The organism is Rhizobium grahamii, from assembly GCF_009498215.1.
GTDB lineage: Bacteria > Pseudomonadota > Alphaproteobacteria > Rhizobiales > Rhizobiaceae > Rhizobium > Rhizobium grahamii_A.
Genome location: NZ_CP043498.1, coordinates 3,638,174 through 3,658,597 on the forward strand (window position 1 = coordinate 3,638,174; position 20,424 = coordinate 3,658,597).

At 62.0% G+C, this 20,424-nt stretch carries 15 protein-coding genes; 9 read left to right on the top strand and 6 right to left on the bottom strand.

Features of this window, described 5'->3' with window-relative positions:
• The first annotated feature begins 6 nt into the window (after window positions 1-6).
• From phnE to FZ934_RS17540, 6 genes are all read left to right on the top strand, one after another.
• The gene (phnE, locus tag FZ934_RS17515) at window positions 7-1,347 is read left to right on the top strand and encodes a phosphonate ABC transporter, permease protein PhnE (protein ID WP_153272110.1); all 1,341 of its coding nucleotides are present in this window, start codon (window positions 7-9) and stop codon (window positions 1,345-1,347) included.
• Window positions 1,348-1,478: 131 nt separating this feature from the next.
• Window positions 1,479-2,174 (top strand): DUF1045 domain-containing protein, encoded by a 696-nt coding sequence (locus FZ934_RS17520; RefSeq protein ID WP_153272111.1) that lies wholly within the window; start codon window positions 1,479-1,481, stop codon window positions 2,172-2,174.
• 12 nt (window positions 2,175-2,186) lie between these two features.
• Window positions 2,187-3,326, top strand: a complete 1,140-nt coding sequence (locus FZ934_RS17525; RefSeq protein WP_153272112.1) for an alpha-D-ribose 1-methylphosphonate 5-triphosphate diphosphatase — start codon at window positions 2,187-2,189, stop codon at window positions 3,324-3,326.
• Window positions 3,323-3,922, top strand: a complete 600-nt coding sequence (gene phnN, locus FZ934_RS17530) for a phosphonate metabolism protein/1,5-bisphosphokinase (PRPP-forming) PhnN (protein WP_153272113.1) — start codon at window positions 3,323-3,325, stop codon at window positions 3,920-3,922. The genes FZ934_RS17525 and phnN overlap by 4 nt, the downstream gene beginning before the upstream one ends.
• A gap of 16 nt (window positions 3,923-3,938) precedes the next feature.
• A complete protein-coding gene (locus tag FZ934_RS17535) occupies window positions 3,939-4,442 on the top strand; it encodes a GrpB family protein (RefSeq protein ID WP_153272114.1) in 504 nt (167 codons plus the stop codon).
• A gap of 100 nt (window positions 4,443-4,542) precedes the next feature.
• Entirely contained in the window at window positions 4,543-5,043 is a 501-nt protein-coding gene (locus tag FZ934_RS17540; RefSeq protein WP_153272115.1) for a thermonuclease family protein, read from the top strand.
• Between the two features lie 475 nt (window positions 5,044-5,518).
• Here the strand turns inward: FZ934_RS17540 and FZ934_RS17545 are convergent, their stop codons facing one another.
• The 3 genes from FZ934_RS17545 to polA all read right to left on the bottom strand — a co-directional run bounded on the left by FZ934_RS17545 (window position 5,519) and on the right by polA (window position 11,751).
• Window positions 5,519-5,896, bottom strand: coding sequence for a VOC family protein (locus FZ934_RS17545; RefSeq protein ID WP_153272116.1), 378 nt, complete (start codon window positions 5,894-5,896; stop codon window positions 5,519-5,521).
• Between the two features lie 289 nt (window positions 5,897-6,185).
• Window positions 6,186-8,582 (bottom strand): DNA translocase FtsK, encoded by a 2,397-nt coding sequence (locus tag FZ934_RS17550; protein WP_153272117.1) that lies wholly within the window; start codon window positions 8,580-8,582, stop codon window positions 6,186-6,188.
• Between the two features lie 172 nt (window positions 8,583-8,754).
• Entirely contained in the window at window positions 8,755-11,751 is a 2,997-nt protein-coding gene (gene polA / locus FZ934_RS17555; protein WP_153272118.1) for a DNA polymerase I, read from the bottom strand.
• Between the two features lie 420 nt (window positions 11,752-12,171).
• Between polA and FZ934_RS17560 the strand changes: the two genes are divergently transcribed.
• Window positions 12,172-12,588 (top strand): MarR family winged helix-turn-helix transcriptional regulator, encoded by a 417-nt coding sequence (locus FZ934_RS17560; protein ID WP_113360982.1) that lies wholly within the window; start codon window positions 12,172-12,174, stop codon window positions 12,586-12,588.
• A gap of 5 nt (window positions 12,589-12,593) precedes the next feature.
• Here FZ934_RS17560 and FZ934_RS17565 read toward each other — a convergent pair whose 3' ends face one another.
• Window positions 12,594-14,972: a bifunctional diguanylate cyclase/phosphodiesterase gene (locus tag FZ934_RS17565; protein ID WP_153272119.1), complete on the bottom strand. Its 2,379-nt coding sequence runs from the start codon at window positions 14,970-14,972 to the stop codon at window positions 12,594-12,596.
• A 186-nt stretch (window positions 14,973-15,158) separates the two neighbouring features.
• Between FZ934_RS17565 and FZ934_RS17570 the strand changes: the two genes are divergently transcribed.
• On the top strand, window positions 15,159-16,547 hold the full coding sequence (locus FZ934_RS17570) for a M20/M25/M40 family metallo-hydrolase (RefSeq protein WP_153272120.1): 1,389 nt from the start codon (window positions 15,159-15,161) through the stop codon (window positions 16,545-16,547).
• Between the two features lie 411 nt (window positions 16,548-16,958).
• Here FZ934_RS17570 and FZ934_RS17575 read toward each other — a convergent pair whose 3' ends face one another.
• Window positions 16,959-17,141, bottom strand: a complete 183-nt coding sequence (locus tag FZ934_RS17575) for a hypothetical protein (protein ID WP_153272121.1) — start codon at window positions 17,139-17,141, stop codon at window positions 16,959-16,961.
• A gap of 171 nt (window positions 17,142-17,312) precedes the next feature.
• Complete coding sequence (locus tag FZ934_RS17580) at window positions 17,313-17,645, bottom strand: GCG_CRPN prefix-to-repeats domain-containing protein (protein WP_153272122.1); 333 nt, start codon at window positions 17,643-17,645, stop codon at window positions 17,313-17,315.
• Between the two features lie 301 nt (window positions 17,646-17,946).
• Between FZ934_RS17580 and FZ934_RS17585 the strand changes: the two genes are divergently transcribed.
• Window positions 17,947-20,385, top strand: a complete 2,439-nt coding sequence (locus tag FZ934_RS17585) for a transglycosylase domain-containing protein (protein ID WP_153272123.1) — start codon at window positions 17,947-17,949, stop codon at window positions 20,383-20,385.
• Window positions 20,386-20,424: the final 39 nt, after the last annotated feature.

Sequence of the window (20,424 nt, forward strand, 5' to 3'; positions counted from 1 at the left end):
TCCGCCATGACGGTGATCGACGCCAACCGGATGCATGAAATCGAACTCCGCTATCCGGATTACTTCAAACGTTCCTTCCGTCAGCGGTTCGGCGGCCTGATGATCGTCATCGCGACGCTGCTCTACGGCGTTTACGCCACCTGGTTCTTCGACCTGCCGAAGCTGCTGGCCGAAGCGCATTGGGAACGTGTCGGCCTCTATCTCAGCCAGTGGGTGAGCTATGACGTCCAGCCGGAGTTTCGCATCGGCGATACCGGCATCACCGTCAAGTATCCGCGCTTCTCGCCGCTGGGCGACAACCCGCATCCCGATTGGGTGGTCAACAACCCGGATGGCAGCGTCTCGGTTTCGGTGAGTGGTGAGAGCCGCACGGTCACGGTTTCGAAGACCGAGGCCGTCGTCACCGCCCACGGCATCACTGTCCCGGTCGAACTCTCGGGCGGTGCGCCGAAGGTCGTGGGCCCCGTCCCGAGCTGGATGACCGTCTATGACGACAACGTTCTTGCCGATCTCGGCTTCGCCGGGGATGTCAGCATTTCCGCCGATCGCGTGAAGATCCGCAAGCGCTTCCTGGGTTGGGCGAACTTCGTCTTCGACACCCAATCGCCCTTCTTCGACAAGCCGGCCGGCGAGGTCCTGAGCCTGATCGTTTCGGGTCCGGAACTGAAGCCTGGTCAATCCAACCTGTCGCTCGCTTTCGACAACATCTGGTACAACAGCGCCTGGCAGCATGGCGATGTCTGGACCAAGCTTTTCCAGACCATTGTCATGGCCTTCCTCGGCACTTTGCTCGGTGCGCTGGCAGCCTTCCCGCTGGCGTTCCTGGCAGCGCGCAACATCACGCCGAACAGGCTGTTGAATCAGGTCCTGAAGCGCTCCTTCGACTTCCTGCGTTCGGTCGACATGCTGATATGGGCGCTGTTCCTGACCCGCGCCTTCGGCCCCGGTCCACTCGCCGGCTCCGGCGCGATCTTCCTCACGGAAACCGGCACGCTCGGCAAACTCTATTCCGAAGGCCTCGAGAATATCGACAATAAGCCGCGCGAAGGCATCAAGTCGACAGGTGCGTCCACGATGCTCACGCACCGCTACGGCATCATCCCGCAGATCGTTCCTGTCTTTGTCAGCCAGACGCTTTACCAGTGGGAATCGAATGTCCGCGGTGCGACGATCATCGGCGCCGTTGGCGCGGGCGGTATCGGCCTGAAGCTCTGGGAATCGATGCGCACCAACGCGAACTGGGAAAACGTCGCCTACATGGTTCTTCTCATCCTGATGGTTGTGTTCCTGTTCGACATGGCCTCGAATGCCCTGCGTCACCGGCTGATGGGAACGAAGTCACATTAAATGTGAGGATCGGCTTCGGCCATCATCATTCTGTCACGGAAATCTTTTAGCCGGAAACCGGCCTTGCAGTTGCCGCGCAAATCGCGGCAGACTGCGGCCCGCTTTCAGAACGATTTCCCAGGATACGAGCCTTGCGCTACGCACTCTATTTCACGCCGCCGAAGGATCATCCTTTGAACGGAACGGCCTCGCGCTGGCTGGGTCGCGATGCTTTCACCGGCGAAACTTATCCGGCTCCCGAATATCCGGAAATGCCGGCCGGCGAGCAGTTCGAGCTGACCGCCGATCCGCGCCGTTACGGCTTCCATGCGACGATCAAGGCGCCGTTCAGCCTCGCGGCCTCGGTAACGGAGAAGGACCTGATCCCGGTCGTCGAGGATTTTGCCGCTCGCACGTCTGCTTTCGAGATCCCGGAACTGGTGTTGGGGCAACTCGGCCGCTTTTTCGCGCTCGTACCCGGTTTCCTGCATCCCCCACTTCAGGATTTCGCTGCGAAGGTGGTAAAGTCCTTCGAACCGTTTCGTGCCGCGCTATCGGAAGCCGATGTCGCGCGCCGCAAGCCGGAGGAACTGACGGAAAGCCAGAGGGCCAATCTCCTGCGCTGGGGATATCCCTACGTGATGGATGACTTCGGTTTCCACATGACCCTGACCGGCAAGGTGCCGCCCGAGCGATCCGGCGTGATGAAGGAAATTCTGGCCGAGCGATTTTCGGCCTTCACGGGCCGGCCGCTGGCAATCTCCGGCCTGGCCGTATTCGTCGAGGAGGCGCGCGGCGCCCCGTTCAAAGTTCATTCCTGGTGGCCGCTTGCCGGCGCCGAAAGCTGAAAGACCTGATCCATGAGCAAAGAAACCGTCTTTTCCAATGCGCGTATCGTCCTCGAGGAAGAGATCGTCAGCGGATCGGTCCTCGTCCGCGATGGCAAGATTGCCGATATCTCGACGGGCAGCTCGCATGTCGGCGAAGACTTCGAGGGTGACTACCTGATCCCCGGTCTCGTCGAACTGCATACCGACCACCTCGAAGGTCACTATTCGCCGCGCCCCGGCCTGCGCTGGCACAAGACGGCAGCGATCCAGGCGCACGACGCCCAGATCGTCACCTCGGGCATCACCACTGTTTTCGATTGCCTGCGCATGGGCGCCGACGAAGACGGCGGCTTCGAGCATGGCGAAATGCGCGAGATGGCCGATGCGATCCAGCAGGCCGAACAGGAAGGTCGCCTGCGCGCCGAGCACCTGATCCACCTGCGCTGCGAAGTCTCCGCCGATAACGTGCTGCAGCACTTCGCCGATTTCGAAAACGATCCCTATGTCCGTCTGGTCTCGCTGATGGATCATGCCCCCGGCCAGCGTCAGTTCCAGACGATGGACCAGTACATCTTCTACTATCAGAAGAAGCGCGGCCTCTCGGACGCCGAGTTCGCCAAGTTCGTCGATCGCCGCGTTTCGGAATCCGAACGCAACTCCACGCCACACCGCCTCGCCATCGCCAAGGTCTGTGCCGAGCGCGGCATCACCGTCGCCAGCCACGACGACGCAACGCTTGCCCATGTCGACGAAGCGATCGAGAACGGTGTGCGCCTCGCGGAATTCCCGACGAGCTTCGACGCCGCCAAGGCCTCGCACGGCCACGGCATGAGCGTGCTCATGGGTGCACCGAATGTGGTGCGCGGCAAGTCGCACTCCGGCAACATCGCCGCCCGCGATCTCGCCGAACGTGGCGTGCTCGACGTTCTCTCGTCCGACTATGTTCCGCTCAGCCTGCTTTACGCGCCCTTCATCCTCGCTGACGAGGTCGAAGGAATTACGTTGCCCAAGGCGATCGCCATGGTCACCTCGACACCCGCCCGCACCGTCAGCCTCAATGACCGCGGCCGGATCGCTCAGGGCTTGCGTGCCGACCTCGTCCGCGTTCACCGTGATCACGGCGTTCCGGTCAGCCGCTCCGTCTGGCGCGAAGGGCGCCGTGTCGCATGAACCCGTCGCACGAACCTCACATCGTTCCTGGCACAGAACGCGGCATCATGGTCGTCGTCGTCGGCCCGAGCGGCGCCGGCAAGGACACGCTGATGGCGCTTGCCGCCAAGCATTTCCAGGGCCGCCAGGATGTGCATTTCGTCCGCCGCGTCATCACGCGTGACAGCGAGGCGGGCGGCGAGCACCACCTCGCAGTGTCGAACCAGGGCTTCGCGTCGATGGAGCAGGCCGGAAACTTCGCGGTCTGGTGGGAAGCGCACGGCTTGAAGTACGGCATTCCGGCCGAAGTGTCGGTTTCGCTCGCACAGGGAAACCTTGTCATCGCCAACGGCTCCCGCTCGGCGCTTCACCACTTCAAGGCGGTGTTCCCGCGCCTCAAGGTCATCAACGTGACGGCGCGTGCCGAGGTGCTGGCAACGCGTCTCGAGGCTCGTGGCCGCGAAACGCATGAAGATATCATGGCGCGTCTCGCCCGTGGTCCTTTGACCGTGCGCGGTGATTACGACGTGATCGATCTCGACAACAGCGACTCGCTGGAAGAAGGCGAGCGCAGGATCGTGGATGCGCTGAACAGCTTCCTCGCGGAAGTCGCGTGAGATCGAAGGAGGGACGATGGCGATTGTTGTCGTTCCCTACGATCCAGACTGGCCGAGGCTCTTTATCGAGGTCCGGGCGGAACTAGAGCCGGTGCTGTCGGATCTGGCGCCGGTCTTCCATCATGTCGGCAGCACATCTGTACCGGGTCTCGCCGCCAAGCCAAAGATCGATCTGCATGCCGCCTTCACTGAGCAGCAAGCCTTGCCGGTCGCGATCGAGCGTATCAAGGGCCTGCCCGTCTACACCTTTCACGGCGACAAGTACAACGACCAGAGCTGGGCCTTCACCAGCGGCAAGGGCTCTTATGGTGCCCGGCTCTACCTCTGCACATCCGACAACGCCGTGCTCCGCGATCGCATCATTTTCCGCGACTATCTGAGGGCGCACCGGGAGAGGGCGGATGCTTATGCGGCACTCAAGCTTCGCCTAATGGGCGAGGCGAATGACGATTGGTCCTACTACACCGGCGGCAAGACGGACTTCGTACGCGAGACCCTGCGCCGCGCACGCTCGATATAGTTGATAACGCACCCTGCTTGCGCGCAACGCTGAATTGCGCCAAGCTTTAACGCAGCATGTCCGCCGATATGGCGGGGATGGGATGCATTGCGGAGGGGGCATGCGGCTGTTTCGGGTTTTGGTTCGGTTGTTTTCCGGCAGGGGCAGAGTCCAGAAGCGACGCTATGAATCGATTGTCGTTGTCACCAATCCTGTCCCGCCTCCCAAAGTCGAGACCGTTCTGAGCGGCCGGTGCTGGGTCGTCGACGGCGATACCATCATCATCGACAGCGTTCGCATTCGCTTGGCCGGAATCGATGCGCCGGAACTCGATCACCCGTGGGGCAAGCAGTCAAAATGGGCGCTGGTCCAGCTGTGCAAGGGCCAGACGGTAACGGCTCGGATCAGACCGGAACTCTCCTATGACCGCGTGGTCGCGGATTGCTTCCTCTCGGATGGACGCGATCTGTCGGCCGAACTCGTGCGCATGGGTCTGGCGCTGGACTGGCCCAAGTTCTCGGGAGGGAAATACCGGCACCTCGAAACGGCGGATGCACGGCGCAAACTGTGGCGCGCCGATGCGCGCCAGCGCGGCAAACTTCGTACGCAGACCGACAGCTAAAGATCAGTGAGCGCGGCCGTGTCGCGGGGATAATGAGCTTATGCGGTGAAAAACTATACTGCACTCTCAACGAGTTGCTGATCACATCGTCCCCCATCCATCCCCGCTTTCGTAGTCCAGCCCATACTGATCGCGTCATTGGACAGGGAGCCGGGTCGTGAACCGGATCTGACAAAACTGGTCGAGAGTCCGGCGTTCGATGATGGTTGCAGCAGGGGATCGCAAGTCGTCAGGACGAGTGCTCCGCCGCATCGGAAAGGCCGAGAGACGCTCCTGTCGGCCTGGAAGAGCGGAACCTCGATGCGATCGGGCAGGCTGCACCGCCTGACAATCCCCATCTACCCACAACTGCCGCCTGCCTGTTCCCAGCATGTTTGCACCGTCGCGGAGAACCCTCCGGCGCGGGGCTTTGTGTTGTCCGCTCGCACCCGCACGAAAGACCCGAACGCACGATGCGCCCGGGTCCGGCGTTGGGCTAGATCGCTTGGCCGACATCGATGCGATTGCCGTCCGGATCCTCGAACACGAAGGCGCGCAGGCCATAGTCCTTGTCCTGCAGTCGCTTGATGATCCGCGCGCCATGCGCCTGGCACAGCGCGTAGAGAGCATCCGCATCGTCGACCATGAGATGGGCGACGTTGAAGTTGGGCGTTTCGTGGTTCGGTTGCAGCGTCAGATGCAGTTCGGCGGCATCGCGTTTCAGGATAACGAAACCGACGGGATTGCCGTTTTCGAACACCTTGGTGAAGCCCATCACGCCGCGATAGAAATCCATTGCTCGACTGATATCTTTCACGGGAAGCATCGCGGCAATACGTCCGAAGCGGACACGATGATCAGCGATCTCTGTCATCGCTCAATCTCCTTCTGAGACGTCACGAATGGGTTCCGGCGGTGCGGAAGACCATACGCGCGCTCCAATGTTTCAACATGAAGGGCGGTGCCTACGAGGCCATCTATAGCTGCGGAGGTTTCGCGTCGCAATGGCGGCATTGCGAGGCAGGGCGGACTGTTGGCATGCCGCGCCACGGAATTCACCAGTCACTCGTCATGGCCCGACATCGTCACGGCTCAGGTTGGAAGTCTGGCGCGGCGTCTCTCCAAGCTGGCGTCCACCGCCGGCGTCCACCCCATTCAGGAGATCACTCCCCTTCGCTGCGTCCAGCCACGATCTCGCGCTTGCCGACATGGTTTGCCGGCCCGACGAGGCCTTCCTTCTCCATGCGCTCGACGAGCGAGGCGGCACGGTTGTAGCCGATGCCGAGACGGCGTTGGATGTAGGAGGTCGAGCACTTCTTGTCGCGCAGGACGACCTTCACCGCCTGCTGGTACAGCTCGTCGCCGTCCTCGGAGCCCATGGCGCTCTTGTCGAAGACCGCGCTGTCCTCTTCTTCGCCGGCTTCGTCTTCCTCGTCCGCCGTAACGGTATCGAGATACTCTGGGCGACCCTGCGTCTTCAGATGTGCCACGACCTTCTCGACTTCGGCATCCGAAACGAACGGGCCGTGCACGCGCGAAATCCGCCCGCCGCCCTGCATGTGCAGCATGTCGCCCTGGCCGAGCAGCTGTTCGGCGCCCTGTTCGCCAAGGATCGTGCGGCTGTCGATCTTCGACGTCACCTGGAAGGAGATGCGGGTCGGGAAGTTCGCCTTGATCGTGCCGGTGATGACATCGACCGACGGACGCTGGGTCGCCATGATCAGATGGATGCCGGCAGCACGCGCCATCTGTGCCAGACGCTGGATCGCGCCTTCGATTTCCTTGCCGGCGACCATCATCAGGTCGGCCATCTCGTCGACGATGACGACGATGTATGGCATCGGCGTCAGGTCCATTTCCTGCTGCTCCTCGATCGGAGCGCCGGTGCTTCTGTCGAAGCCGGTCTGGACCATGACGTGGATGGTCTCGTCCTTGTCGCGCGCCTGCGCCACGCGGCTGTTGTAGCCGTCGATATTGCGCACGCCGAGGCGCGACATCTTGCGATAGCGATCCTCCATTTCGCGCACCGCCCACTTCAGCGCCATCACGGCCTTCTTGGGGTCGGTAACGACAGGTGTCAGAAGGTGCGGGATGCCGTCATAGACCGACAGTTCCAGCATCTTCGGATCGACCATGATGAGGCGGCACTGTTCCGGCGACATGCGGTAGAGCAACGACAGGATCATCGTGTTGATGGCGACCGACTTGCCCGAGCCGGTGGTGCCGGCGACAAGCAGGTGCGGCATCTTTGCGAGCTCGGCAATGACAGGCTCGCCGCCGATCGTCTTGCCGAGGCCGAGCGCAAGCTTGTAGCCGCTCTTCTCGAAGTCCTGGCTCTCGATCATCTCGCGGAAATAGACGGTCTCGCGCAGCGCATTCGGCAGTTCGATGCCGATGACGTTGCGGCCGGGGACCACGGCGACGCGCGCCGACAGCGCCGACATCGAGCGGGCGATATCGTCGGCAAGGCCGATGACGCGGGAGGACTTGACCCCCGGTGCCGGTTCGAATTCGTAGAGCGTGACAACCGGGCCGGGGCGGACATGGATGATCTCGCCCTTGATGCCAAAGTCTTCGAGCACGCTTTCGAGAAGCCCGGCGTTCTGCTCCAGCGTCTCCTGCGACATGATTTCGCCAACGCGCTCCGGCGGTTCCTGCAGCAGCGAGTGCGACGGGAACTCGTAGCCGGAAGCATCGACGCGCGGCGGCACGACCTTCGGTGCGACAAAGCGGGGCAGCGGCGCAAGCGGCTGCGCTGCCAGCGTGCGAACCGGCAATGGCGCAATCGGCTGCGACTTGGCCTGCGGAGGCTCTACCTGAACGATCGGCGCCGGGACGGGCTCGGGCTCGATGGCCGCGACCGGGGCTGGTGCCGGCGTCGGTACTGCGACCTCGACCGGAGGCTCGGGCACGATGGCGATCGGCGCTGCGACCGGCTGCTTGCCGGGGCGCCATTCCATGATGCGGAAACGGCTGATGATCGCTTCGGCGCTGATCTCGGGCTTCTGGATCACGACCGGCGGAACCGGAACGGCAGCAGGGGCGGGGATCGCCGCGACTTCGTCGAACGACATGGCCTCCCAGAAGGCGAAATCGGAGATGCCTGCGAGGCGCGGCGACGCGCTCAGCGTGCTCGCGACAGTCTCCGCAGGTGCGACCGTCGGGATTTCGACCGGCAGCCGTCTGACCACAACGTGCGCCGGGGCGGGAGCCGCCTCGGGGACGTAGATGTCGAACGGCACGTCGACCACGACAGGCGCCTGCGGCTGAGTATGAACGATCACCTGCGGCTGCACCTGCACGGCTTCTGCCGCTGCATGGGATACCGGCGGCGCTACGACGTCGATCTGAGGCTTCTGGACAGCCTCTGCCTGGACCCGGCGAGGATTGATCAGACTCTCCGGCGTCCGCGTGAAACGCACGTTCGGAGCCAGCGAGAAATTGCTCTGCCAGATCGGAGGCGTCGGCTTCTCGCCGGCAACCTCGTCGTGTCGCTGTTCGCCGTCGACCTCAGTCTGAATGTCCCCGGCGTCCGTCAGATTGTTTCTAGGAAAGCGCATGCGACCGCTACTCACTCATGATTAGCAACTATTACCCACCTCCGGATTAGGAAATGAAGGTTAATAAGTTCCTTCCGACGCAGTCGTCCGCGAGGCCAGAAATCGCCGATAATGACGAAATATCAATTGCTTGAGTGAAGCATAAAATTTTAAGGGATTTTCGACGAAGCGCTCAGTGCGCTTCGTCCCAGTTGCTGGCGGCGCGCGCGTCGACCTTCAGCGGCACGCGCATTTCCAAGGCGGGCATCGCAGCGTTTTCCATCACGGAAACGATGATCGGCGTGGCCTTCTCGACATCCGCATCCTCGACCTCGAAAATCAATTCGTCGTGCACTTGCAACAGCATGCGCACACGGTCGCCAATTCCGGCTTCGCTGAGTGCCGGTTCCATCTTGATCATCGCACGGCGGATGATATCGGCGGCCGAACCCTGGATCGGCGCATTGATGGCAGCGCGCTCGTTGAAGGCACGGACCGACGGGTTGGAGGAGCGAATCTCCGGATAGTTGATTCGCCGCCCGAAGATCGTCTCGACGTAGCCCTTGTCGCGCGCCATCTGCTTGCGGCTGTCCATGTAGTCGCGAATGCCGGGGAAGCGCTCGAAGTACCGCTTGATGTAATCGCTTGCCTCCGAGCGTTCGATCGACAGCTGGTTGGAGAGGCCGAAGGCCGAAATGCCGTAGATGATGCCGAAGTTGATCGCCTTGGCGCGGCGACGCACTTCCGAAGGCATGCCTTCGACCGGTACGCCGAACATTTCCGAGGCCGTCATCGCATGAATGTCGATGCCGTCGGCGAAGGCCTGTGTCAGCTGCGGAATGTGCGCGACATGTGCCAGCACGCGCAATTCGATCTGGCTGTAGTCTGCGGAAATGAGCTTGTGCCCCGGCGCGGCGATGAAGGCCGTGCGGATCTTGCGACCTTCGGCGGTGCGGACCGGAATGTTCTGCAGATTGGGTTCCGATGAGGAAAGGCGGCCCGTCGTGGTCGATGCCAGCGAATAGGATGTGTGCACTCGCTTCGTCTGCGGATGGACATATCCCGGCAGGGCGTCGGTATAGGTCGACTTCAGCTTGGTAAGCTGGCGCCAGTCGACGATCTTGCGCGGCAGCTCGAAACCGGCCGCCGCCAGATCCTCGAGAACGCTGGCCGAAGTAGACCATTGCCCGGTCTTCGTCTTGGTGCCGCCCGCGAGCCCCATCTTGCCGAACAGGATGTCGCCGAGCTGCTTCGGCGAGCCGATGGTGAAGCGCTCGCCGGCAAGCTTGAAGATCTCGTCCTCGAGCGCGGCCGCACCCTGTGCAAGCTCGCCGGAGAGACGCGACAGGATCTGCCGGTCCACCGTAATGCCGCGTTCTTCCATATGCGCGAGGACAGGCAGCAGCGGGCGCTCGAGCCGCTCGTACACGGCCGTCAGCTTTTCGGCGGCCAGCCGCGGCTTCAGCACCATCCAGAGGCGAAGCGTGATGTCGGCGTCCTCTGCCGCATAGTGCGTCGCCCGGTCGATGTCGACGAGGTCGAAGGTCACGTTCGACTTGCCGCTGCCGGCGACGTCCTTGTAGGCGATCGGCTTGTGTCCGAGGAACTTTTCCGACAGCGGATCCATCCCGTGGGCGCCGGTTCCGGCATCGAGCACATAGGAGATCAGCATGGTATCGTCGAAGTTCCTGGTCTCGACGCCATAGCGCTTCATCAGCAGGTAGTCGTATTTCAGGTTCTGCGCGACTTTCAGCACGGACGCGTCTTCGAGCAGCGCTTTCAGGCGCGGCAGCGCATCGCGCATCGGAATCTGATTGTCAGCAAGGCCGCCGCCGAGAAGATCACCGTAGCCCGTCTTGTGCGTGAGCGGCACATAGGCCGCGCGGATGGTGGTGCCGGTCGAATTCTTGGCGTTATCGGCGATCGCCATCGAGAAGCCGACAAGTTCGGCCTGCATCGCGTCGAGCGAGGTGGTTTCCGTGTCGAACGCAACTAGCCCCGTCTGCCGCGCATCCGCGATCCATTGGTCGAGGGTGGCGAGATCGCGGATCGTTATGTAGCGGGAGTGGTCGAACGGCAGCGAGGCGAACGCCTCGGCGCGGCTCTGTGCCAGCGATGCCGGCTGGAACATGCCCTCGCCATTCGCTTCCTTCGCCTTGGCCGGAACCTGAACGCTGTCACCGACGATATCGGGAACGCCGCCGGCAACCGGCGCCGGCTTATCAACGTCGAGATCCGGCCCATGAGCCGCAGCACCCCATTCAACCGGAACATCCACCGCGTCGATTACGCTGGCGTCGCATTCGCAGGCGTCGGCGACGCGCCGCGTCAGCGACGTGAACTGCATGGCCTTCAAGAAGCCGATCAGCTTCGGCCCATCCTGCTTCTCGAGCACCAGATCCTGGACCGCCAGCTCAAGCGGCACATCGGTCCTGAGGCGAACGAGCTCGCGTGACAGTCTTGCCTTGTCGGCGTTTTCGATGATGGTCTGCCGGCGCTTCTCCTGCTTGATCTCGGTTGCCCGGTTAAGCAGCGTATCGAGGTCGCCATATTCGGCCAGCAACTGGGCCGCCGTTTTCGGTCCGATGCCCGGAATGCCGGGCACGTTGTCGACGGAGTCGCCGGTCATGGCCTGAAGATCGATCATCTTCTCCGGCGGCACACCCCACTTTTCGACGACATCGGGGATGCCGATCTGCTTGTCCTTCATGCTGTCGTACATGTGGACATTGGGCGTGACGAGCTGCATCAGGTCCTTGTCGGAGGAAACGATCGTCACGTCGCCGCCGATTGCCTCGGCCTGCCGCGCATAGGTGGCGATGATGTCGTCAGCCTCGAACCCTTCGACCTCGATGCAGGGCAGGTTGAAAGCCCGCGTCGCCTGCCGGATCAGTCCGAACTGCGGAATGAGCTCTTCCGGCGGCGCCGAGCGGTTGGCCTTGTAGGCGTCGTAAAGATCCTTGCGGAAGGTCTTCGACGAGTAATCGAAGATGACGGCCAGATGCGTCGGCGTGACTCCAACCGAGGTGTCGCGTGCATCCGTCAGCAATTTCCACAGCATGTTGCAGAAACCCGAGACGGCGCCGACGGGCAGACCGTCCGATTTGCGAGTCAGTGGCGGAAGAGCGTGAAAGGCCCGAAAGATGAAGCCGGAACCGTCGACAAGGAAAAGATGATCGCCTTTTTTCATGGCAGCATGGATAGCGTGCCGCCTTTGCAAGGTCCATATAAACTTGGGCGGTCAAAAAGATTCTGACTCACCAAACTGTTACTAAAATGTAATAGTCAAATAAATTTTCTCCCTTGAAAAGCCACATTCGGAATCACAAATCAGCCTTACCGACGGCAGATCACTGATCGCGTCGCGGGTCTGATAGCCGGCTTGTCCCCCGCCGCGTCGGACTTGGACAAAGGCCTAATCCCCTCTCCGGGCCTTTGTCCCCATTTTTAAGCCGCCATAGCCACACCTCCAGGCTATGGCGGCTTTGTTTTTCTGCTCTATCTCAAGCTGTATGAAGCGGAATGAACATTTTTTGATGCATCGCATACGATTTGTTGCATTGCTCAGGGTCGGTTTTTGGGCCTAAGTGAGAAAATGGGATTTGATCGAATGGACTCGGGAGCCTATCTCGCCAGCCAATTGGCCAAAGGCTTTGCCCGCTCGCTCCAGCAGCGCGCGGCAAGGCTTGGTTTCTCTCCCGGGCAGTTTCCGATTCTTCTGGAGCTGTGGGCCGAAGACGGGCTGACGCAGAAGCAGTTGCTGGCGCGCGTCGATATCGAGCAGGCAACCATGGCCAATACCCTGTCGAGAATGGAACGCGACGGCCTCATCGAGCGACGCCCCCATCCCTCGGACAAGCGGGCTCAACTGATCTTCCTCACCGAGAAGTCGCGGCGCATGGAAAAGGATGCCGTGGAAGCGGCGCAGCAGGCCGACCTTGCGCTTTTCGACGGCTTCAAGACCTTCGAGCGCGAACTCACCCTCGAATATATCAGGCGGCTTCTGGAAAACGCCAAGAAGCTCTGACCCTCCTATTTGATCGCCGCCGTGTGCGGCTGAGCGGGTGTGCGCGGTTCGGCCCTGGCAGCAAGATAGCTCTCGCGCGCCGCCATCTTTACACTTGGCTCGATATCCGGTTTCCCGAGCAGCAGGCCCTGAATCTGCTGGCAGCCTTCGTTCGTCACGATCTGCCGCTGCAGCTCCGTCTCGACGCCCTCGGTCACGACCTGGATGCCGAGGCTGTGCCCGAGGCCGATGATCGCCCGAACGATGGAGCGGGCGGCGGGGTCATGCTCCAGTATGCCCGTAAAACTCCTGTCGACCTTGATCTTGTCGAAGGGCAGGGCGCGCAGGTTGGACAGCGAGGAGAAGCCGGTGCCGAAATCGTCCATGACGATACGGATGCCGAGCTCATGCAGGCGCATCAGCGTCGAGATCGTGGCTTTCCTGTCGCGAACGAAGGCGGCTTCGGTGATTTCCAGTTCCAGTCGCTCCGGCGCCAACCCGGTTTCCTGCAGGATGCTGGCGATCCGGTCATAGAGGTTCGGCAGCATGAACTGCACAGGCGAAACGTTGACGGCGATCGAAAGCGGCTCCGGCCAACGCGAGGCCTCGATGCAGGCCTCTCGCAGCACCCACTCGCCGAGCTGGATGATGGTGCCGCTCTCTTCGGCGATGGTGATGAAGACGCTGGGCTCGCTGGTGCCGTGCCCCGGCCGGTTCCATCGCATCAACGCCTCGTATCCGCTGATGGCGGAGCTCACGCTGTCGAGGATCGGCTGGTAGTGGACATAAAGCTGGTTGCGCGTGATCGCATGTCGCAGCTCGTTCTCAATCTCGCGGCGTGCCTTGATCGAAGCATCCATTTCCGCGTCGAAGAAGCAGGCCTTGCCACGACCCGCATGCTTTGCGCGGTAGAGCGCCGTATCGGCGTTGCCGCAAAGCTGCTCCACGGTCTCGCCGTCGGCGGGATAGACCGCAATGCCGATGCTGACGCCGACTGCAGTCGGATCGCGGGCGATATCCATCTCGGCCGCGACGCCCTCCAGTATCTGGTCGGCGAGACGCCGTCCGCCGTCCGGCTGTCTCTTCCCCGTCTGTATGATGGCGAACTCGTCGCCGCCGAGCCGGGCGATGGTGGCACTCTCATCGACGACACGGCGCAGGATCGCCGCGATCTTGCAGAGAATCCGGTCGCCCTCGGCGTGCCCGAAGATATCGTTGACCGCCTTGAAGCGATCAAGGTCGAGATAGAAGACGGCGACCTGCGACCGTTTGCGGCTGGCAACCTGGATCGCCTGGCGCATGCGGGTGTCGAACAGTGAGCGGTTCGGCAGGCCGGTCAGCACGTCGTGCTGAGCCAGATGCTCGATCATCTGTTCGGCGCGCTTCCGTTCCGTGAGGTCGCGTATCGCCAACACCTCGCAGGTTCGGCCTCGGTAGACCATCCGGCGCGTCATGGTTTCGACCGGGATTTCTCGCTCGTCTCGCGTCGTCAGCAACGTTTCGATGTTGCCAGCGGCGGCGCTGCCCGTGGTCATGAACAGTCCCTCTGGCCCTCGTCCGATGAGATCGGCAAGCGGCCAGCCGGATAGTTGCTGAACGCGCTCGTTGGCGTCGACGATCGAGCCGTCGTGTAGCACGAGCAGGCCTTCCATGGTCGCGTTCGCAAGACCGCGCAGGTCCGTCAGGTGGCTTGCCAGGAAGACGGCGCCGAGTGCGAGCAGAATAAGCGAGGTCGAAATACCCATGACGATCGCCGCTAGGGATTTTGGCTCGAGCACCATCGCGGTCGCGATGCGGCCGGCAACCGGGACGAGCGTGATGCTGCTCATCGAGATGAAGTGCATCAGCGATATGGCAAGCACCATTGCGATGGCCGAAGCGATCAGCCTTGGCGCACCCTTGAGCTTGCTGAAGGCAAGAAACGCGGTGCTCGTCAACGTTGCGCCAATCACCAGCGCCACGAGTGTCGCAGAGAGATCGTAGACGATGTCGACAGGCGCTTCGATGGCCTGCATGCCCGTCAAGTGCATGGCGCCGATGCCAAGCGCCATCAGCACGCCGCCGGACGCAAACGCATATCGGCTCGTTCCTTCGGAGGCGACGAGGATCGCCAGCAGCGACATGCCGATTGCGATCATGACGGAGAGGGCGGTCAGGCCGAGTCCGTAGGTAATCGGGAAGCCGCCGTCATAGGCCAGCATGGCGATGAAATGCGTCGCCCAAATGCCGACACCGCAGGCAAATGCCGAAGCCATGATCCACAGACGCTGCTGGGGCCGATCATATTGCTGGGCTCTGAAGAGCAGCAGCATGGCTGTGAGATTGCCGATGAGGCAGACGACAACCGCGGCGACGATCAGGCGCCAGTCATGGTTGTCACGAATACAGGTGATGACGGAAAACATGTTCACCCTCGATCAACGACTGGACCAAGATTATCAAGCAGTTGCTAAATAACTGTAAATTGTATTTCGCTTGCTGCACCCCTTTATGGCGTGTGCGCTTGTGTCATTCCGCTTCGTGTGGTTTTTCGCCTCGAAAGCAGCGCCTCTTTGGTCTATCGTCCCGCCGGATTTTCAAAGGAGTCGAAAATGACCGATATAGTACCGGTACTCGCGCGTGCGGATCAGAACCTCACCTCGAGTCTGGATAAGCTGTTTGAGCTGCTGCGGATCAAGTCGATCTCGACCGATCCGGCCTACAAGGCCGAATGCCGGAAGGGCGCCGAGTGGTTGGTGACCTACCTCCAGTCGATCGGATTTGACGCTTCGGTGCGCGACACCCCCGGACACCCGATGGTCGTTGCCCATCACGATGGCGCCACTCCGGATGCACCGCATCTGCTTTTCTACGGCCATTACGACGTCCAGCCGGTCGATCCGATCGAGCTTTGGGAGAATGATCCGTTCGAGCCATCGATCAAGGATGTCGGTGATGGCAGGAAGATCCTGACCGGCCGTGGCACCGCCGACGACAAGGGTCAGCTGATGACCTTCGTCGAAGCCTGCCGCGCCTACAAGGAAGTGCAGGGCACGCTCCCCTGCCGCATCACCATTCTCTTCGAGGGCGAGGAAGAGTCCGGTTCGCCGTCCCTGAAGCCGTTCCTGCAGGCGAATGCCGATGAACTGAAGGCGGATTATGCGCTGGTCTGCGACACCAGCATGTGGGATCGCGAGACGCCGGCCATCGCCGGAGCCCTGCGCGGCCTTGTCGGCGAGGAGATCGTGGTGACCGCCGCGGATCGCGATCTGCATTCCGGTCTCTTCGGTGGCGCCGCCGCCAATCCGATCCACATCCTGGCATCCGCGCTTGCCGGCCTGCACGACGAGACCGGCCGCATCACGCTCGATGGCTTCTACGACGGTGTCGAGGAAACCCCTGAGAACATCAAGGCATCCTGGGACACGCTCGGAAAGACCGCTGAAAGCTTCCTCGGCGAAGTTGGCCTGTCCGTTCCATCGGGCGAAAAGGGCCGGTCAGTGCTGGAGCTCACCTGGGCGCGACCGACCGCTGAGGTCAACGGCATCTGGGGCGGCTATACCGGCGAGGGCTTCAAGACCGTGATCGCCGCCAAGGCGTCCGCCAAGGTTTCGTTCCGTCTCGTCGGCACGCAGGATCCGGACGCCATCCGTCAGAGCTTCCGCAACTTCGTTCGCTCGAAGGTGCCGGCGGATTGCTCCGTCGAGTTCCACCCGCACGGCGGTTCGCCTGCAATTCATCTGGCCTACGATTCGCCTGTGCTCACCAAGGCGAAGACGGCGCTCTCGGACGAATGGCCGAAGCCTGCCGTCGTGATCGGCATGGGCGGATCGATCCCGATCGTCGGTGATTTCCAGAAGATGCTCGGAATGGAATCGCTGCTTGTCGGCTTCGGCCTCAGCGACGACCGCATCCATTCGCCGAACGAGAAATACGAGCTCACGTCCTACCACAAGGGTATTCGCTCGTGGATCCGCATCCTGAGCGCGCTTGCCGCCTGAGGCGCTTGATCATTGCTGAAAAACAAAAAGGCCGGATCAATCCGGCCTTTCGTCATTCGCTTCGCGTCGATGCCAGTACATCCGTGGTCAAGGAGGAAGCGAACACTGCAGCTAGAGTGATCTCGAAAGGTTAACGAAGGGTTAACGGAACTTCGGACCACAATGCCGATACCGACGGCGCGTGACGCGCTCACGGTCGAACGCTGCAGCTTGTGAACCCTATATCGGGATGCCGTGCTGTCGTTTCAAGGGGCAGGCAGACGGATCGGTCGCGACAATGAAAAGCCCGGCGCTCCGTTCGGAGACGCCGGGCCTAATTTCGGTCGGAACGTTTGAGGGAGACGACCGACCAATCGCGAAGCTTGGGTTGCCTCGCTGCATCGATAACCCACACAGCTGCTAAAGGTTCCGTCACCAGACGGTAACGGAGCTTTCTCGTCCGGCGAGCAGGTCGCGCATTTCGGCGAACGGACCGTGCAGCATCTTCAGCCGGCTCTCTTCCATCTTGCTCAAGCGATAGCGGCGCGCGAATTCGTGCACGCACCAGACTTCGCGCAGCTTGAATTCCTCGGATTTGGACAGGTCTTTATTCATCGATGCCTACATATTGCGCGCATTGCGCTAATCTTAGGCGCAAGTCGGCGCGATATATGTCAGATTTGTGACGGTGGCAACGAATGGCAGCCATGCCAAAATAGCGAGGCTCGGCCGGAAGCACAAAGCCCGGCCTTTGGAGCCGGGCTTGGAAGAATTCTTGGTTTGCCGTCAGTAGCGGTAGCGGTCGCGAGCCCACGGCGGCGGGCCGCGGTAACCCCAGGAGCGCTCGTAGCCCCAGCCGTAGCGTGGCGGTGGCGGGCGGTCCCAGCGAGGCCGACCGTAGCCGTAGCCGCCGCCATAGTAGCGCGGCGGTGGCGGGCGCCAGTTCGGCCGGCAATTGCCCCAGCGCGACAGGTGATAGCCGCGCCCGCAGGCGTAATCGACCTTGACGACATTTCCTGCCGCCGCGCCGCTATCGGCGGCGGGCATCGGCATCGCTTCGGCGATCGAAACACCGAAGCCGCTCATCGCAATCGCTAGTGCGATCGTAGTTATGCGCATTTCTGCACCTCTGTTCTGCAGTCCCTTGCATCTCGATTAGAGAGCCGTCGAGGTGAACGGGGGCTGAACCAAACGAGGCATTATTGGGGCAGGAAACCGATCGCTGTTGTGCGCCGGAAACACTTGATTCTAAAGCAATCGCGCGTGCCTAACGAGTTATTAACCACCCCTTAAATCGCCGCATTTAAAGTTCAACCGGGTAGACATGCGACCGGCGTGATGCCGTTGCCGCGGCCAGAGGCGCTTGCGGGCATTCGCAGGCTTCGGCTCTGCGTCAGGAATAGGGGTTTATCAGGCGTAAATGGCGGGCAGAGGCAGATCAGGCGATAGAATTGAACCGTCCTTCAATGGCCGCGATAACAGGCGCGACGAGGACGATTTCGCGCTCGGCGCCGGCGACCGGGTCGCCGGCGGACGCGGCGCTGCCCGCTCCGCGGACAAGCGCCCATCCGCCAGGTCCGCCCGCCGCGAGCCCGATTACGATCGCGACGACTATGATGATCGTTATGAGGACGACGAGCCGCCGCGCACACGCGAACCACGGCGCCGTCGCAGCAGCGGCGGCAAGCGCCGGCCGCCGCAGCGCGAAAGCCTCGGCTTCTTCGGCCTCATCCGCCGCATGGTCTATTGGTGCATCGTTCTCGGCATCTGGGCCGGCATCGGCATAACCGGCCTTGTCGTCTATTACGGCTCGCGCATGCCGAGCGCCTCCACCTGGGCCATTCCGGAACGACCCCCGAACGTCAAGATCACTGCCGTCGACGGCAGCGTCATGGCAAACCGAGGGACGACGGGCGGCGAGGCGCTGGCGCTCGAGGATATGTCGCCCTACATCCCGGAAGCAATCGTCGCGATCGAGGACCGGCGCTTCTATTCGCATTTCGGCGTGGACCCGCTCGGTCTCGCCCGCGCCTTCGTCGTCAATCTGACGACCGGCCACATGGTCCAGGGCGGCTCGACGCTGACCCAGCAGCTGGCCAAGAACATGTTCCTGTCCCCGGATCGGACACTGGAGCGCAAGGTGCAGGAAGTTCTCCTCGCCCTGTGGCTCGAACAGAAATACACCAAGGACCAGATCCTTGCGATGTATCTGAACCGGGTGTTCTTCGGCTCCAACGCCTATGGCGTCGAGGCCGCGTCGCGTCGCTACTTCAACAAGTCTGCGCGAGACGTCAATCTCGGCGAAGCCGCGCTGTTGGCAGGCCTGGTGAAAGCGCCGTCGCGGCTGTCGCCGGCGCGCGACCCGGAAGCGGCAAACGCCCGGGCGCAGGTTGTCCTGCAGGCGATGCGCGACCAGGGCTACATCACCGATGACGAAGTGAAGACCGCCATGTCGCAGACGCCGGCAAAGGCCAAGCGCTACTGGTCGGGCGCCGGCCACTACGTCGCCGACATGGTCATGGATCAGCTTCCGGCTTTGATCGGGGACGTGAAGGAAGACATTGTCGTCGACACGACCATCGACAAGACACTCGAGAAACGCGCCGAGCAATCGCTGGATGACGTTCTTTCCAAGGACGGCGCCAAGCTCGATGCGTCGCAGGCAGCCCTTGTCTCGCTTGACGGGACAGGTGCGATCCGCGCGCTGGTCGGCGGTCGCGACTATGCGGACAGCCAGTTCAACCGTGCCGTCAAGGCAAAGCGCCAGCCGGGTTCGTCCTTCAAGCCTTTCGTCTATGCCGCAGCACTTGAAAAGGGCCTGACGCCGTTCTCGGTGTTCAACGATGCGCCAATCCGCATCGGCGACTGGACGCCTGAGAACTACGAGAAGAAGTACAATGGCGAAGTCACGCTGGCGACGGCACTCTCGAAGTCGCTGAACACGGTGGCCGCGCAGCTCGTCATGTATGACGGTCCCGATCAGGTCATCAAGCTCGCCCATCGTCTCGGCATCGAGTCGGAACTGCAGCCGAATGCCTCGATCGCGCTCGGGACATCAGAGGTAACGCTGATGGAACTGACCGGCGCCTATGCCGCCTTCATGAATGGCGGATACAAGGCAACGCCGCATGTCATCCGCCGCGTCACGACCGCCGACGGCAGCAAGGTGCTCTACGAAAACACCTATGACAACCCGCCGCGGGTGTTGTCCGAAACGGTCGCTGCTAACATGAACGCCATGATGATGGGTGTCATCGACCAGGGCACCGGCAAGAGCGCCAAGCTGGCCGGATGGCAGGCAGCGGGCAAGACCGGCACGACGCAGAATTCGCGCGACGCGCTCTTCGTCGGCTTCACCAGCAATCTGACCACGGGCGTCTGGTTCGGCAACGACGACGGCAAGCCGATGAAGAAGGTCACGGGTGGCGGATTGCCGGCCAAGGCCTGGCAGGAATACATGACAGCAGCCCATAAGGGCCTGTCGCCTGCGCCGCTCTTCGGCAGCGGCCGGTTTGTCAACGATCCCTCGGTCCTCGACAACGGCGGCCAGCCGATGGCTTCCGCGGATCCGGCGATGCCGCCGCAGTCAGCCGAACAGCCGACGACGATCGGAAACATCATCTCCGGTGTCTTCGGCGGTTCGAGCGAGGAAGAGCGCTATCCGCAGGCGCCGGTACGTTCCGATAATCGCCGCTCGCCGGTACCGATGGACGGTGGGCCGGTGCCTCCCGCCGATGTCGCGGGCGGTCGCTACCGCTATGACGGCGCCATCCCGCCGGGCGATATCGGAGAGGTCGAGGAAGCGCCGTCGGGACGGCCGCGCAGAACCACGCTTCTTGATCTGATCATGGGGCAATAGCGGGCCCGACAGGCGCGGTAAAATGCGCTATTCAGGCTG

Bases quoted from the DNA above. Each gene is read 5' to 3' on its own strand.
- polA (WP_153272118.1), bottom strand. From the start codon at position 11,751: ATGAAAAAAGGCGATCATCTTTTCCTTGTCGACGGTTCCGGCTTCATC.
- FZ934_RS17545 (WP_153272116.1), bottom strand. From the start codon at position 5,896: ATGACAGAGATCGCTGATCATCGTGTCCGCTTCGGACGTATTGCCGCG.
- FZ934_RS17560 (WP_113360982.1), top strand. From the start codon at position 12,172: ATGGACTCGGGAGCCTATCTCGCCAGCCAATTGGCCAAAGGCTTTGCC.
- FZ934_RS17540 (WP_153272115.1), top strand. From the start codon at position 4,543: ATGCGGCTGTTTCGGGTTTTGGTTCGGTTGTTTTCCGGCAGGGGCAGA.
- FZ934_RS17535 (WP_153272114.1), top strand. From the start codon at position 3,939: ATGGCGATTGTTGTCGTTCCCTACGATCCAGACTGGCCGAGGCTCTTT.
- FZ934_RS17550 (WP_153272117.1), bottom strand. From the start codon at position 8,582: ATGCGCTTTCCTAGAAACAATCTGACGGACGCCGGGGACATTCAGACT.
- phnE (WP_153272110.1), top strand. From the start codon at position 7: ATGACGGTGATCGACGCCAACCGGATGCATGAAATCGAACTCCGCTAT.
- FZ934_RS17575 (WP_153272121.1), bottom strand. From the start codon at position 17,141: ATGAATAAAGACCTGTCCAAATCCGAGGAATTCAAGCTGCGCGAAGTC.
- FZ934_RS17580 (WP_153272122.1), bottom strand. From the start codon at position 17,645: ATGCGCATAACTACGATCGCACTAGCGATTGCGATGAGCGGCTTCGGT.
- FZ934_RS17570 (WP_153272120.1), top strand. From the start codon at position 15,159: ATGACCGATATAGTACCGGTACTCGCGCGTGCGGATCAGAACCTCACC.
- FZ934_RS17585 (WP_153272123.1), top strand. From the start codon at position 17,947: ATGGCGGGCAGAGGCAGATCAGGCGATAGAATTGAACCGTCCTTCAAT.
- FZ934_RS17525 (WP_153272112.1), top strand. From the start codon at position 2,187: ATGAGCAAAGAAACCGTCTTTTCCAATGCGCGTATCGTCCTCGAGGAA.
- FZ934_RS17565 (WP_153272119.1), bottom strand. From the start codon at position 14,972: ATGTTTTCCGTCATCACCTGTATTCGTGACAACCATGACTGGCGCCTG.
- phnN (WP_153272113.1), top strand. From the start codon at position 3,323: ATGAACCCGTCGCACGAACCTCACATCGTTCCTGGCACAGAACGCGGC.